13 protein-coding genes are annotated in these 13,152 nt (G+C 58.3%); 11 read left to right on the plus strand and 2 right to left on the minus strand.

Annotated features, from left to right (window positions below; genetic code table 11):
- Positions 1-50: 50 nt before the first annotated feature.
- A complete protein-coding gene (gene panM, locus LU196_RS08985; RefSeq protein ID WP_232758954.1) occupies positions 51-437 on the minus strand; it encodes an aspartate 1-decarboxylase autocleavage activator PanM in 387 nt (128 codons plus the stop codon).
- Positions 438-840: 403 nt separating this feature from the next.
- Here panM and LU196_RS08990 point away from each other — a divergent pair, with 403 nt between their 5' ends.
- From LU196_RS08990 to ugpQ, 10 genes are all read left to right on the plus strand, one after another.
- Entirely contained in the window at positions 841-1,968 is a 1,128-nt protein-coding gene (locus LU196_RS08990) for a branched-chain amino acid ABC transporter substrate-binding protein (RefSeq protein ID WP_232758955.1), read from the plus strand.
- 123 nt (positions 1,969-2,091) lie between these two features.
- Entirely contained in the window at positions 2,092-3,018 is a 927-nt protein-coding gene (gene livH, locus LU196_RS08995; protein ID WP_232758956.1) for a high-affinity branched-chain amino acid ABC transporter permease LivH, read from the plus strand.
- Positions 3,015-4,286, plus strand: coding sequence for a high-affinity branched-chain amino acid ABC transporter permease LivM (locus LU196_RS09000; protein ID WP_232758957.1), 1,272 nt, complete (start codon positions 3,015-3,017; stop codon positions 4,284-4,286). Before livH ends, LU196_RS09000 begins: the two co-directional genes overlap by 4 nt.
- A complete protein-coding gene (livG, locus tag LU196_RS09005; RefSeq protein ID WP_232758958.1) occupies positions 4,283-5,050 on the plus strand; it encodes a high-affinity branched-chain amino acid ABC transporter ATP-binding protein LivG in 768 nt (255 codons plus the stop codon). Before LU196_RS09000 ends, livG begins: the two co-directional genes overlap by 4 nt.
- Position 5,051: 1 nt before the next feature.
- Positions 5,052-5,765 (plus strand): high-affinity branched-chain amino acid ABC transporter ATP-binding protein LivF, encoded by a 714-nt coding sequence (livF, locus tag LU196_RS09010; protein WP_232758959.1) that lies wholly within the window; start codon positions 5,052-5,054, stop codon positions 5,763-5,765.
- A gap of 219 nt (positions 5,766-5,984) precedes the next feature.
- Positions 5,985-7,301, plus strand: coding sequence for a sn-glycerol-3-phosphate ABC transporter substrate-binding protein UgpB (ugpB, locus tag LU196_RS09015; RefSeq protein ID WP_232758960.1), 1,317 nt, complete (start codon positions 5,985-5,987; stop codon positions 7,299-7,301).
- A gap of 55 nt (positions 7,302-7,356) precedes the next feature.
- Positions 7,357-8,247, plus strand: coding sequence for a sn-glycerol-3-phosphate ABC transporter permease UgpA (gene ugpA, locus LU196_RS09020; RefSeq protein WP_232758961.1), 891 nt, complete (start codon positions 7,357-7,359; stop codon positions 8,245-8,247).
- Positions 8,244-9,086 carry a sn-glycerol-3-phosphate ABC transporter permease UgpE gene (gene ugpE, locus LU196_RS09025; RefSeq protein ID WP_232758962.1) on the plus strand — a complete coding sequence of 281 codons (843 nt, stop codon included), beginning with the start codon at positions 8,244-8,246 and terminating at the stop codon, positions 9,084-9,086. The genes ugpA and ugpE overlap by 4 nt, the downstream gene beginning before the upstream one ends.
- The gene (locus LU196_RS09030; RefSeq protein ID WP_232758963.1) at positions 9,087-10,160 is read left to right on the plus strand and encodes a sn-glycerol-3-phosphate import ATP-binding protein UgpC; all 1,074 of its coding nucleotides are present in this window, start codon (positions 9,087-9,089) and stop codon (positions 10,158-10,160) included.
- Complete coding sequence (ugpQ, locus tag LU196_RS09035; RefSeq protein WP_232758964.1) at positions 10,157-10,900, plus strand: glycerophosphodiester phosphodiesterase; 744 nt, start codon at positions 10,157-10,159, stop codon at positions 10,898-10,900. Before LU196_RS09030 ends, ugpQ begins: the two co-directional genes overlap by 4 nt.
- On the opposite strand, the gene LU196_RS09040 is transcribed toward ugpQ, so the two are convergent.
- Positions 10,897-11,187: a DUF2756 domain-containing protein gene (locus tag LU196_RS09040; protein WP_232758965.1), complete on the minus strand. Its 291-nt coding sequence runs from the start codon at positions 11,185-11,187 to the stop codon at positions 10,897-10,899. The two genes, ugpQ and LU196_RS09040, sit on opposite strands and share 4 nt — an antisense overlap.
- Before the next feature lie 202 nt (positions 11,188-11,389).
- Here LU196_RS09040 and ggt point away from each other — a divergent pair, with 202 nt between their 5' ends.
- The gene (gene ggt, locus LU196_RS09045) at positions 11,390-13,141 is read left to right on the plus strand and encodes a gamma-glutamyltransferase (protein ID WP_232758966.1); all 1,752 of its coding nucleotides are present in this window, start codon (positions 11,390-11,392) and stop codon (positions 13,139-13,141) included.
- The last annotated feature ends 11 nt before the right edge of the window (positions 13,142-13,152 follow it).

The following is a 13,152-nucleotide window of genomic DNA, read 5'->3' on the forward strand; positions in this document are numbered from 1 at the left end:
AAGCGACCTGCGGGTCGCTTTTTTTATGCCTGCGCGCCAGTCGCGTGTGGTTAGCGCACCCAGCCGTCGCTTTGCGCCCGAAAGCCGCATGCCTGCATAAACGCGGCGCGCACGCGCTGATCGGCGTTGCCGTCGTCAGCGATCCACCAGCTCGTCTGTCCACCGTTCTGCGCGAGCGTCTCTTCCAGCAAATAGTGTCCCACGCCGCGGCGCCGAGTCACGTCACGCACTTCAAGATGCGTGATCTTGCCCAAGGTGCCGCTCAGGGTGAGCCGCAGGGCCGCCAACAGACGATCGTTGAACCGCGCAGCATACAGGCGCTGCGTCTCGCTGAGTTCCGCTTCTAGCTGTGCAAGATCGCACTGCGGCCAGATTTTGGCTAAATCCGTTCTGTCCTGCGTGGTCAGCGCGGTGAGCCGCTGAATCGTGAGCTTCATACCCTTTACCTGTACTGCCAGAAAGGCATCAGTGTAGCGAATTTAGACGGTCAGTGTGCTGTCACTTTTTTGCGATAAAAAGAGGTCAAATGGCAGCCGGTTTGCCAGGATTGTGGAGTAAGCCTGCGGTATTTGTCGAAAAAGGTAGCATAAGCCGCTGGCAAGCTGGCGAAAACATGGCCATAAAAACCAGATGATTCTGCTGTATAACCCGCTCATTACTGAATATGTCAGTTGATTTAAAGAAGAAAGTTCCTGTTTAATAACCTGAAAAATAAAGCCTTATTCACTAATAATGCCAGAAAAAGCGCTAACTCCTTCTTATGGAATCAGTTTTCCTTTTCACTGGCAGAAAAATAGCCAATCACAACAGACACACGACACAACAGATGGGGAAGTACGCATGAAAATGAGTAAAGGACGCGCTTTACTGGCGGGTTGCGTGGCGCTGGCCCTAAGCCACGCGGCACTGGCCAAAGACATTAAAATTGCTATCGTTGGCGCGGCAACCGGTCCGGTTGCGCAATATGGCGACATGCAATTTACCGGTGCCGCGCAGGCCATCAAGGACATCAATGCCAAAGGCGGCGTCAACGGTGACAAACTGGTTGGCGTGGAATACGACGATGCCTGCGACCCCAAACAAGCCGTGGCCGTGGCCAACAAAGTGGTTAACGATGGCATCAAATACGTCATTGGCCACCTTTGCTCTTCTTCTACCCAGCCTGCATCGGATATTTACAACGATGAAGGGATTCTGATGATTACCCCGGCCGCCACGGCACCTGAGCTGACCGCGCGCGGTTACGCTGACGTGATGCGCACCACCGGTCTCGACTCCGACCAGGGCCCGACCGCCGCCAATTACATTTTGAGCGAAATCAAACCGAAGCGCATCGCGGTGGTGCATGACAAGCAGCAGTACGGTCAAGGGCTGGCGGAATCCGTGCAGAAAACCCTGAAAGCCAAAGGCGGCAACGTGGTGCTGTTCGAAGGGATCACCGCCGGCGATAAAGATTTCTCCACCCTGATTGCGCGCCTGAAGAAAGAGAACGTCGACTTTGTCTATTACGGCGGCTACTACCCAGAGCTGGGACAAATTCTGCGCCAGGCAAAATCAGCTGGCCTGAAAGCCGGTTTTATGGGGCCGGAAGGTGTGGGCAACGCCTCACTGTCTAACATTGCCGGTGATGCATCTGAAGGGCTGTACGTGACGCTGCCGAAGCGCTACGACCAGCTGCCAGAGAACAAAAGCATTGTCGAGGCGATCAAAGCCAACACTGCGTCTAACCGCAAAGATCCGACCGGACCGTTTGTCTGGACCACTTACGCTGCGATTCAGTCGCTGGTGGCCGGTATTGAGCGCAGCAAAAGCGACGAGCCTGATGCCATTGCCAAAGACCTGAAAACCGGTGCCCCGGTACCCACAGTGATGGGCGACCTGAGCTGGGATCAGAAAGGCGATCTGAAAGGCTTCGAGTTTGGCGTCTTCAAATGGCACAAAGACGGTTCTTCCACTGCCGTGAAGTAATCCCGCTTAAGCGTCACCCTTCAGTACGAACGACGGGGCGGCCGCAGGGCCGCCCTTTATCCACCCCGATCGGATTCACGCCGCGCGCGTCAGCCCATCGCGGGCGTTTTTAAGGTAATTGTTATGTCCGAGCAGTTTCTCTATTTCACTCAGCAGATGTTCAACGGGGTTACTCTCGGGAGCACCTATGCGCTGATCGCCATTGGCTATACCATGGTTTACGGCATTATCGGCATGATCAACTTCGCGCACGGCGAGGTGTACATGATCGGTAGCTACGTCTCTTTCATTGTGATTGCCGCCCTGATGATGATGGGCATCGACAGCACCTGGCTGATGATCGCCGCCGGATTCGTGATGGCGGTGATCATCTCCAGCGCCTACGGCTGGAGCATTGAGCGCGTGGCCTACAAGCCGGTACGCTCCTCTAAGCGCTTGATCGCGCTGATTTCCGCCATCGGCATGTCGATCTTCCTGCAAAACTACGTCAGTCTGACGCAGGGCTCGCGGGACCTGGCGCTGCCCAGTTTGATTACCGGCCAGTGGACGCTCGGGGAAAGCAACGGCTTCGCCACCACGCTCTCCACCATGCAGCTGGTGATTTGGGTCGTGACCTTCCTGGCCATGCTGGCGCTGACGCTGTTCATTCGCTACTCGCGCATGGGGCGCGCCTGCCGCGCCTGCGCGGAAGATTTGAAAATGGCGAGCCTGCTCGGTATCAACACTGACCGCGTGATTTCACTGACGTTCGTGATCGGCGCAGCTATGGCGGCGGTGGCGGGCGTCCTGCTGGGCCAGTTCTACGGCTCCATTAACCCGTTCATTGGCTTTATGGCTGGGATGAAGGCATTTACCGCTGCCGTGTTAGGCGGCATCGGCAGCATTCCGGGCGCGATGATAGGCGGCCTGGTGCTGGGGATTGCCGAAGCGCTCACGTCGGCCTATTTGTCGACCGAATATAAAGATGTGGTGTCGTTTGCGCTGCTGATTGTGGTGTTGCTGGTGATGCCTACGGGCATTCTGGGCCGCCCGGAGGTGGAGAAAGTATGAAACGCCTCGGACTGGTTAACGCCGTTGTCTCAACGGTGATGCTGCTGGTGCTCGCCACCTTCTTCATGGGGATGCGCCTCGACTTAAACGGCACACAATTAGTGGTCGCGAACGCAGGCGAGGTACGCTGGAACTGGATCTTCGTCGGCTGCGGCGTGGTATTTCTTTTCCAACTGTTGCGTCCGCTGTTGCACGGCAAGTTTGCCCGCAGCGGTAAAGGTATGGTGCTGCCAAGCTTTGACGGTTCTACCGCGAAGCAGAAGTGGCTGATGGCGGCGGTGCTGGCGGTGGCGATCGCGTGGCCGTTCTTCGTGTCGCGCGGCAGCGTCGATATCGCCACGCTGACGCTGATCTACGTGATGCTCGGGCTAGGTCTGAACGTGGTGGTTGGGCTCTCTGGCCTGCTGGTGCTGGGTTACGGCGGCTTTTACGCCATCGGCGCTTACACCTTTGCCTTGCTCAATCACTACTACGGTTTCGGCTTTTGGGAAAGCCTGCCGCTGGCCGGATTGGTGGCCGGCGCGTTTGGCCTGATGCTCGGTTTTCCGGTGCTGCGCCTGCGCGGCGACTATCTGGCAATTGTCACGCTGGGCTTCGGCGAAATCGTGCGTATCCTGCTGCTCAATAACACGGCGATCACCGGCGGGCCTAACGGCATCGCGCAGATCCCCAAACCCAGCCTGTTCGGCCTGGAGTTTGGCCGTCGCGTGAGCGAAGGCGGCTGGAGCACCTTCCACGATTTCTTTGGCCTGAAATATGACCCCAACGATCGCGTGATCTTCCTCTATCTGGTGGCGCTGCTGCTGGTGGGATTGACGCTGTTTGTGATCAACCGCCTGCTGCGTATGCCGCTGGGTCGGGCGTGGGAAGCGCTACGTGAGGATGAAATTGCCTGCCGCTCGCTGGGCCTCAGCCCTACGCGCATCAAATTGACGGCCTTCACCATCAGCGCCGTGTTTGCCGGTTTCGCCGGTACGCTGTTTGCCGCGCGTCAGGGCTTTGTCAGCCCCGAATCGTTCACCTTTGTGGAGTCGGCATTTGTGCTGGCGATTGTGGTGCTGGGCGGCATGGGTTCGCAGCTGGCGGTGATCCTCGCGGCGATTTTGCTGGTGGTTTCACGCGAGCTGATGCGTGACCTTAACGAGTACAGCATGCTGGTGTTGGGAGGATTAATGGTGTTGATGATGATTTGGCGTCCACAGGGCCTGTTGCCAATGAAGCGTCCGCATCTGAAGTTGAAAAGCCGTAAACAAGGAGAGCAGGCATGAGTCAGCCTTTATTAGCCGTTGAAGGCCTGATGATGCGCTTCGGCGGCCTGTTGGCCGTGAACAACGTATCCCTGGCGCTGCATCCGCAGGAAATTGTTTCGCTGATCGGCCCTAACGGTGCCGGTAAAACCACGGTCTTCAACTGCCTCACCGGTTTTTATAAACCCACCGGCGGCACCATTACGCTGCGTGACCGTCAGCTGCAAGGGCTGCCGGGGCAAAAAATTGCACGCATGGGCATTGTGCGCACGTTTCAACACGTGCGCCTGTTCCGGGAAATGACGGTGATTGAAAACCTGCTGGTGGCGCAGCACCAGCACCTGAAAAGCGGCGTGTTTTCCGGGCTGTTCAAAACGCCCGCTTTTCGTCGCGGCGAGAGTGAAGCGCTGGATCGCGCCGCCACGTGGCTGGAACGCATTGGACTGCTGGCGCTGGCGAATCGTCAGGCGGGCAATTTGGCCTATGGTCAGCAGCGTCGTCTGGAGATTGCCCGCTGCATGGTGACGCAGCCAGAGATCCTGATGCTCGACGAACCCGCCGCCGGGCTTAACCCGCGCGAAACGCATGAGCTGGACGCGCTGATTGCCGAGCTGCGCGGCGAGCACAAGGTGTCGGTGTTGCTGATTGAACATGACATGAAGCTGGTGATGGGCATTTCTGACCGCATCTATGTGGTGAATCAGGGCACGCCGCTGGCAAACGGGACACCGGAAGAGGTGCGTAACAATCCGGATGTGATCCGTGCATATTTAGGTGAGGCGTAACATGGCAAACCCGATTTTAACCTTGCAGGGTGTCAACGCCCATTACGGCCCGATTCAGGCGCTGCACAACATCAATTTGCATATCAACCAGGGCGAAATTGTCACGCTGATCGGCGCCAACGGCGCGGGTAAAACCACGCTGCTCGGCACGCTGTGCGGTGAACCGCGCGCCACCAGCGGTACCGTTGTGTTTGATGGCAAAACCATTACCGACTGGCAAACAGCGAAGATCATGCGCGAGGCGATAGCCATCGTGCCGGAAGGGCGCCGCGTGTTTTCTCGCATGACGGTGGAAGAGAACCTGGCGATGGGCGGTTTCTTCGCCACGCGCGCGCAGTATCATGAGCGTATTGAGCGGGTGTATCAGCTGTTCCCGCGCTTGGCCGAGCGTAAAATTCAACGCGCCGGCACCATGTCTGGCGGTGAGCAGCAGATGTTGGCGATCGGTCGTGCACTGATGAGCCAGCCGCGCCTGCTGCTGCTGGATGAACCGTCGCTGGGGCTGGCACCGATCATTATTCAGCAGATTTTCGACACTATCGAACAGCTGCGTCAGGCGGGCATGACGATCTTCCTCGTAGAGCAGAACGCCAACCAGGCGCTGAAGTTGGCCGATCGCGGATACGTCCTGGAAAACGGTCACGTGGTGCTGGAAGACAGCGGCGCGGCGCTGCTGTCTAACGAAGCAGTACGCAGCGCCTATCTGGGTGCCTGATCCTCAGGCGATCCGACACCCGGTCGGATCGCCTCTTCCTGCCCGCTTTTTTCCTTAAAAATGTGCGCAACGTTAACGTTTTGCCGCCTGGCTGCGCCGTTTCTGTGTGTCACATCTCTGTCATATTTCGGTTATTTTTCTATCATCTTCCCGTGTCATGTTACTCCGCGAACAAAAAATGCGTGATATCGCGCGTACCTAAAAGCACAGGAAAACTTTATGACCGCTTCAACGCTTCGTCCCCGTTTGATGAGTGTATTGCTGGGTCTGGCACTCAGCGGTAACGCGCTGGCTGCGACCGACATTCCTTTCTGGCACTCCATGGAAGGGGAATTAGGCAAAGAAGTTGACTCTCTGGCACAGCGTTTTAATCAGACGCATCCCGATTACAAAATTGTTCCCACTTACAAAGGCAATTACGAGCAAAGCCTGGCTGCCGGCATCGCCGCCGTGCGCAATGGCAAAGCGCCTGCGCTGCTGCAGGTTTACGAAGTGGGCACCGCGACCATGATGGCTTCAAAGGCGATTGTGCCGGTGCACGAGGTGTTTAAAAACGCCGGTATCCCAATGGATCCGAAGCAGTTTGTGCCCGCCGTGGCCGGATACTACAGCGACAGCAACGGCCAGCTGATTTCCCAGCCGTTCAACAGCTCCACCCCGGTGCTCTACTACAACAAAGACGCGTTTAAGAAAGCCGGCCTTAACCCCGATCAGCCGCCCAAAACCTGGCAGGAGCTGGCCAACGATGCCGCAGCACTGCGCAAGGCAGGCATGAGCTGCGGCTACGCCAGCGGCTGGCAGGGCTGGATCCAGATTGAAAACTTCAGCGCCTGGCACGGCCTACCGGTGGCGACCAAAAACAACGGTTTTGACGGCACCGACGCGGAGCTGGAGTTCAACAAACCGGTGCAGGTACGCCATATCGCCATGCTGGAAGCGATGAACAAGAAAGGGGATTTCACCTATTTTGGACGTAAAGATGAGTCCACTGCCAAGTTCTATAACGGCGACTGCGGCATCACTACCGCCTCGTCAGGCTCGCTGGCCGATATCAAACACTACGCCAAATTCAACTTTGGCGTGGGCATGATGCCGTATGACGACACCGTGCCCAACGCGCCGCAGAACGCCCTGATTGGGGGCGCCAGCCTGTGGGTGATGAAGGGCAAAGATGCGGCCACCTACAAAGGCGCCGCCGAGTTTATGAAATTCCTCGCCCAGCCGGAGATCGCTGCCGAGTGGCATCAGAAAACCGGCTACCTGCCGATCACCACCGCCGCGTATGAGCTGACCAAGCAGCAGGGCTTCTATGAGAAGAACCCGGGCGCGGATATTGCCACCCGGCAGATGCTCAACAAAGATCCGCTGCCGTACACCAAAGGCATGCGCCTCGGTAACATGCCGCAGATCCGCACGGTGATTGATGAAGAGCTGGAAGCGGTCTGGACCGGTAAGCAGACGCCTCAAGCAGCCCTGGACGATGCGGTCAAACGCGGCAACGACCTGCTGCGCCGCTTTGCCCAGCAGGTGAAATAAATCCGATCCACCGGGAGCGGCGCTGCGTCGCTCCCGCTTTCAGCGTGAGTTCGCTATGCCTTCATCTTCTCGTCCGGTGTTCCGTGGCCGGCTATTACCGTATTTGCTGCTGGCACCTCAGCTGATCATCACGGCAATCTTCTTTTTATGGCCCGCGGGGGAAGCGCTGTGGTACTCGCTGCAGAGCATCGATCCCTTTGGCATTTCCAGTACGTTTGTCGGGCTGGAAAACTTCCGTCGCCTGTTTAGCGATCCTTATTACCTTGATTCCTTTTGGACCACGCTCACGTTCAGCGCGCTGGTGACCGTGTGCGGCATGACGTTCTCGCTGCTGCTGGCGGCGCTGGTGGATTACGTGCTGCGCCTGAAGAAGTTCTATCAGACGCTGCTGCTGCTGCCGTACGCGGTGGCACCGGTGGTGGCGGCGGTGCTGTGGATGTTCTTGTTTAATCCGGGGCTGGGACTGTTCAGCCACCTGCTCAATCAGCTGGGCTATAACTGGAACTATGCGCAAAACAGCGGGCAAGCGATGTTCCTGATCGTGCTGGCGTCCATCTGGCAGCAAATGAGCTACAACTTTCTGTTTTTCTTCGCGGCGCTGCAATCCATCCCCAAATCGCTGACCGAAGCCGCCGCTATCGACGGCGCCGGGCCGGTGCGCCGCTTTTTTAATTTGTCGCTGCCGCTGATTACCCCGGTGAGCTTTTTCTTGCTGGTGGTGAATCTGGTGTACGCCTTCTTTGACACCTTCCCGGTGATTGATGCCGCCACCGGCGGCGGCCCGGTGCAGGCCACCACTACGCTTATCTACAAAATCTACCGTGAAGGATTCACCGGCCTGGATCTCTCCTCATCGGCGGCGCAGTCTGTTGTACTCATGGTGCTGGTGATCGGCCTGACTATCCTGCAATTCCGCTTTGTCGAACGTAAGGTGCAATACCAATGATTGAAAATCGACGCGGGCTGGATATTTTCAGCCACACCTTGCTGGTGCTCGGCGTGTTAACCATTGTGTTCCCGCTCTATGTGGCGTTTGTCGCGGCAACGCTGGATAACGACGCGGTGTATCAGGTGCCGATGACGCTGGTGCCGGGCAGTCACCTGTTGGAAAACATCGTCCACATCTGGACGCAGGGCGTGAACGGCAGCGCCGCGTTCGGCACCATGCTGCTTAACAGTTTGATCATGGCGTTGGGCATTACGGTCGGCAAAATCACCGTTTCCATGCTGTCGGCGTTCGCGCTGGTGTGGTTCCGCTTTCCACTGCGCGGACTGTTCTTTTGGTTGATTTTCATCACGCTGATGCTGCCCGTCGAAGTGCGTATTTTCCCGACGGTCGATGTGATCTCTACGCTGCACATGCTCGACAGCTATAGCGGTTTAACGCTGCCGCTGATGGCCTCCGCGACCGCGACGTTTCTGTTCCGCCAATTCTTTATGTCGCTGCCCGACGAGCTCATTGAAGCAGCGCGCATTGATGGCGCCAGCCCAATGCGGTTTTTCTGGGACATCGTGTTGCCGCTGTCCAAAACCAATCTTGCCGCGCTGTTTGTGATCACCTTTATCTACGGCTGGAACCAGTATCTCTGGCCGCTGCTGATCATCAACGATGCCGGCCTGAGCACGGCGGTGGCAGGTATAAAAAGCATGATTAATACCAGCGGTGGTCCCACGCAGTGGAATGCGGTGATGGCCGCCACCTTACTCACGCTAATTCCACCGGTTGTGGTGGTGCTTGTAATGCAGCGCGCCTTTGTGCGCGGTCTGGTGGAGAGTGACAAATAAATGGCAGCTGTAACCCTGCAAACCGTAACCAAGTCTTACGACGGTAAAAATACGATTATTCAACCGCTGAACATCACCATTAACGACGGGGAATTTATGGTGATGGTGGGGCCCTCCGGCTGCGGGAAATCCACGCTGCTGCGCATGGTGGCGGGCCTGGAGCGCGTCAGCTCTGGCGATATCTACATTGATAAACAGCGCGTCACCGAGCTGGAACCGAAAGATCGCGGCATCGCGATGGTCTTCCAGAACTACGCGCTCTATCCGCACATGACCGTCGAAGAGAACATGGCCTACGGCCTGAAAATTCGCGGCATGGGCAAGGCGCAGATTGCGCAGCGCGTGCTGGAGACCGCCCGCAGCCTCGAACTCGATCACTTGCTCAGCCGCCGTCCCCGAGAGCTTTCCGGCGGACAGCGCCAGCGCGTGGCAATGGGGCGCGCCATCGTGCGTGAGCCTGCGGTATTTCTGTTTGATGAGCCGCTGTCGAACCTGGATGCCCGCCTGCGCGTCCAGATGCGTCTGGAGCTACAGCAGCTGCACCGCCGCCTGAAAACCACCAGCTTATACGTCACGCACGATCAGGTTGAAGCGATGACGCTGGCGCAGCGCGTGATGGTGATGAACAAAGGCGTGGTGGAGCAGGTGGGCACGCCGGTGGACGTGTACGAACGGCCCGCGAGTCTGTTCGTGGCCTCATTTATTGGCGCGCCGGCGATGAATCTGCTGAGCGGGCAGATCAACAGCCACGGCACCCACTTTACCCTGGATGCGCCGCACAGCCTGCCGCTGGGGGAGATCAAGGCGAAATGGGCCAACCGCCCCCTGACGCTGGGCATCCGTCCCGAACACATCCGGCTCGTCGGCCGGGAGGAAGGCGGGGTGCCGCTGATTGTGGACACGCTGGAGATGCTTGGCGCCGATAATCTTGCGCACGGCCGCCTCGGCGCCGCGCGGCTGGTGGTGCGTCTGCCGCACAGCGAGCGTCCGCAGGCGGGCAGCACCTTGTGGCTACATCTGCCGACAGATGCGTTACACTTCTTCGATTCTACCAATGGAAAACGTCTGGAATGAGCGAATCCTCTTGGCCTTACCCGCACATCGTCGCGCATCGCGGCGGCGGGAAACTGGCACCGGAAAATACCCTGGCGGCGATCGACGTGGGGGCCAGGTACGGCCACACCATGATCGAGTTTGACGCCAAACTCTCGCAGGATCAGCAGATCTTTTTGCTGCACGACGACACGTTGGATCGCACCAGCAACGGTTGGGGCGTGGCGGGTGAACAGCCGTGGGACAAGCTGTCGCAGCTGGACGCGGGCAGCTGGTTTGGCGGCGACTTTGACGGCGAACCGCTGGCACTGCTCAGCGACGTGGCGGCACGCTGCCGTCAACATCGCATGATGGCTAACATCGAGATCAAACCCACCACCGGCATGGACGTTGAAACGGGCCGTGCGGTGGCGCTGGCTGCACGTGCGCTGTGGCAAGACCAGCCAGCACCGCTGCTCTCATCGTTCTCCTACAGCGCACTGGACGCGGCCAAAGACGCTGCGCCCGAACTGCCGCGCGGTTTACTGCTGGATGAGTGGCACGCGGACTGGCAGGCGCTCACGCACGCGCTGGGCTGCGTCTCGCTGCATCTGAACCACAAATTGTTGGATGCGGCGCGCACGGCGGCGATCAAAGCCGCCGGGCTGCGTATTCTGGTGTATACCGTGAATCAGCCCGCGCGAGCGCGCGAGCTGCTGTCATGGGGCGTGGACGCGATCTGCACCGATCGCATCGATCAGATAGGACCTGACTTCCGTTAGTTACTGCTGTTGGACGTCGCGTTCGGCTGACCCGGTTGGTTGGTGATCACGCGCTGTTGGGCGCTGTCTCGGCGCTCCTGCAGCTTGCGCTGCATCTCCTGATTCTGCTGCTGCTGGTCCTGTCGCAGCTTCTGCTGTTGCTGAAGCTGCTGGCCCTGCATCTGGGTTTGCATCCGCTGTTGGCTTGGGTTGTAGCCCGGTTTATAGGGCTCGTTCGTGTTGGTCAACATATTCGCCATGCTGCTCAGCGGCAGCAGGGCGGCAATCACAATCAGCCATTTTTTCATGATTATCCTCCGTTCAGGCAGCCTGCTGTGTGTTCGCCATACGCGCCGCGCGTGACGGGCTGCTGTCATAAGTTTATGCGATATCACAAACCCCTTATCCAGGAGTGCGCTGAATTTGGCTTAGTGTTAGGCTTTTTGGCGCAATAGCAAACACTTGCATCACGCAATTACAAATTTAAATAAGTGAAAAGGATGGGGCAGGATGAAGAAACAGGGCAACATGCGTCAGCTTGGCTGGGCGCTTCTGATGAGTTTTACGGTGATACAAGGCGCCGCCGCGGCACCCGCCAGCGCACCGCCAATTTCGTACGGCGTCGACAGCGACACCTTCCATCCGGTGAAAGCCAGGCACGGCATGGTGGCGTCGGTGGATGCGATGGCCACCCAGGTGGGCGTCGATATTCTTCGTCAGGGCGGGAACGCGGTTGACGCGGCCATCGCGGTAGGGTTTGCGCTGGCGGTGACGCATCCGCAGGCGGGTAACCTGGGCGGCGGCGGCTTTATGCTGCTGCGCACCGCGTCCGGACGCACCACGGCGATTGATTTCCGTGAAATGGCTCCCGCGCGCGCCACGCGCGACATGTTCCTTGATAAACAGGGCAACGCTGACAGCAAACTGTCGCTGACCTCACATCTGGCCTCGGGCACGCCGGGCACCGTGGCCGGTTTTGCGCTGGCCGCGCAAAAGTACGGCACGCTGCCGCTGAGTAAGCTGCTGGCCCCCGCCATTAAACTGGCGCGCGACGGCATTGTCGTCAACGACGCGCTGGCGGACGATCTCGCCACCTATGGCAAAGAGAACCTGATCAACCATGATAACAGCCGCGCCATTTTCTATAAGGCAGACGGAAAGCCGTATGCCAAGGGCGATCGTTTGGTGCAGAAAAATCTGGCGCACAGCCTGCAATTGATTGCCCGTGAGGGACCGGACGCCTTCTACAAAGGCAAGATTGCCGATGAGATCGCCGGTGAGATGGCGCAGCACGGCGGACTGATTGGCAAAGCGGATCTCGCCGCCTACCGCGCGGTCGAGCGCAAGCCAGTGAGCGGCACCTATCGCGGCTATGAAGTCTTCTCAATGCCACCGCCGTCGTCGGGGGGCATTCATATCGTGCAGATCCTGAATATTCTGGAAAACTTTGATCTGGCGAAATGGGGCTTCGGCAGCGCCGACGCGATGCAGGTGATGGCGGAAGCGGAAAAATACGCTTACGCCGACCGCTCTGAGTACCTTGGCGATCCCGACTTCGTCAAGGTGCCGCAGCAGGCGCTCACCAGCAAAGCCTATGCGAAAACCCTGGCGCAGCAGATTGACGTGAATAAAGCGCGTCCATCCAGTGAGATCAAACCGGGCAAGCTGGAACCCTACGAAAGCAATCAAACCACGCACTTCTCGGTGGTGGATAAAGACGGTAATGCGGTGGCGGTCACCTACACGCTGAATACCTATTTCGGCAGCGGCATCGTGGCCGGCCAGAGCGGTATTTTAATGAATAACGAGATGGATGATTTTTCCGCCAAGCCCGGTACGCCTAACGTCTATGGTTTAGTGGGTGGCGAAGCCAACGCGGTGCAGCCCGCCAAGCGTCCGCTCTCGTCGATGTCGCCGACCATTGTGGCGAAAGACGGGAAAACCTGGCTGGTGACCGGCAGCCCAGGCGGCAGCCGTATTATTACCACTGTGCTGCAAATGGTGGTGAACAGCATTGATTTCGGTATGAACGTGGCAGAAGCCACCAATGCACCGCGCTTCCACCATCAGTGGCTGCCGGATCAGCTGCGCGTCGAGAAAGGCTTTAGCCCGGATACGCTGCGCCTGCTGGAGAGCAAAGGCCAGCACGTCAAAGTGATGCCCGCAATGGGCAGCACGCAAAGCATTATGATCGGGCCAGACGGCATGCGCTACGGCGCTTCCGATCCGCGTTCTGTGGACGACCTGAGCGCCGGTTATTAATGCGCGCGCCG

It is taken from the genome of Pantoea sp. Mb-10, from assembly GCF_021272205.1.
Taxonomy (GTDB): domain Bacteria; phylum Pseudomonadota; class Gammaproteobacteria; order Enterobacterales; family Enterobacteriaceae; genus Pantoea.

Bases quoted from the DNA above. Each gene is read 5' to 3' on its own strand.
- panM (WP_232758954.1), bottom strand. From the start codon at position 437: ATGAAGCTCACGATTCAGCGGCTCACCGCGCTGACCACGCAGGACAGA.
- LU196_RS08990 (WP_232758955.1), top strand. From the start codon at position 841: ATGAAAATGAGTAAAGGACGCGCTTTACTGGCGGGTTGCGTGGCGCTG.
- livH (WP_232758956.1), top strand. From the start codon at position 2,092: ATGTCCGAGCAGTTTCTCTATTTCACTCAGCAGATGTTCAACGGGGTT.
- LU196_RS09000 (WP_232758957.1), top strand. From the start codon at position 3,015: ATGAAACGCCTCGGACTGGTTAACGCCGTTGTCTCAACGGTGATGCTG.
- livG (WP_232758958.1), top strand. From the start codon at position 4,283: ATGAGTCAGCCTTTATTAGCCGTTGAAGGCCTGATGATGCGCTTCGGC.
- livF (WP_232758959.1), top strand. From the start codon at position 5,052: ATGGCAAACCCGATTTTAACCTTGCAGGGTGTCAACGCCCATTACGGC.
- ugpB (WP_232758960.1), top strand. From the start codon at position 5,985: ATGACCGCTTCAACGCTTCGTCCCCGTTTGATGAGTGTATTGCTGGGT.
- ugpA (WP_232758961.1), top strand. From the start codon at position 7,357: ATGCCTTCATCTTCTCGTCCGGTGTTCCGTGGCCGGCTATTACCGTAT.
- ugpE (WP_232758962.1), top strand. From the start codon at position 8,244: ATGATTGAAAATCGACGCGGGCTGGATATTTTCAGCCACACCTTGCTG.
- LU196_RS09030 (WP_232758963.1), top strand. From the start codon at position 9,087: ATGGCAGCTGTAACCCTGCAAACCGTAACCAAGTCTTACGACGGTAAA.
- ugpQ (WP_232758964.1), top strand. From the start codon at position 10,157: ATGAGCGAATCCTCTTGGCCTTACCCGCACATCGTCGCGCATCGCGGC.
- LU196_RS09040 (WP_232758965.1), bottom strand. From the start codon at position 11,187: ATGAAAAAATGGCTGATTGTGATTGCCGCCCTGCTGCCGCTGAGCAGC.
- ggt (WP_232758966.1), top strand. From the start codon at position 11,390: ATGAAGAAACAGGGCAACATGCGTCAGCTTGGCTGGGCGCTTCTGATG.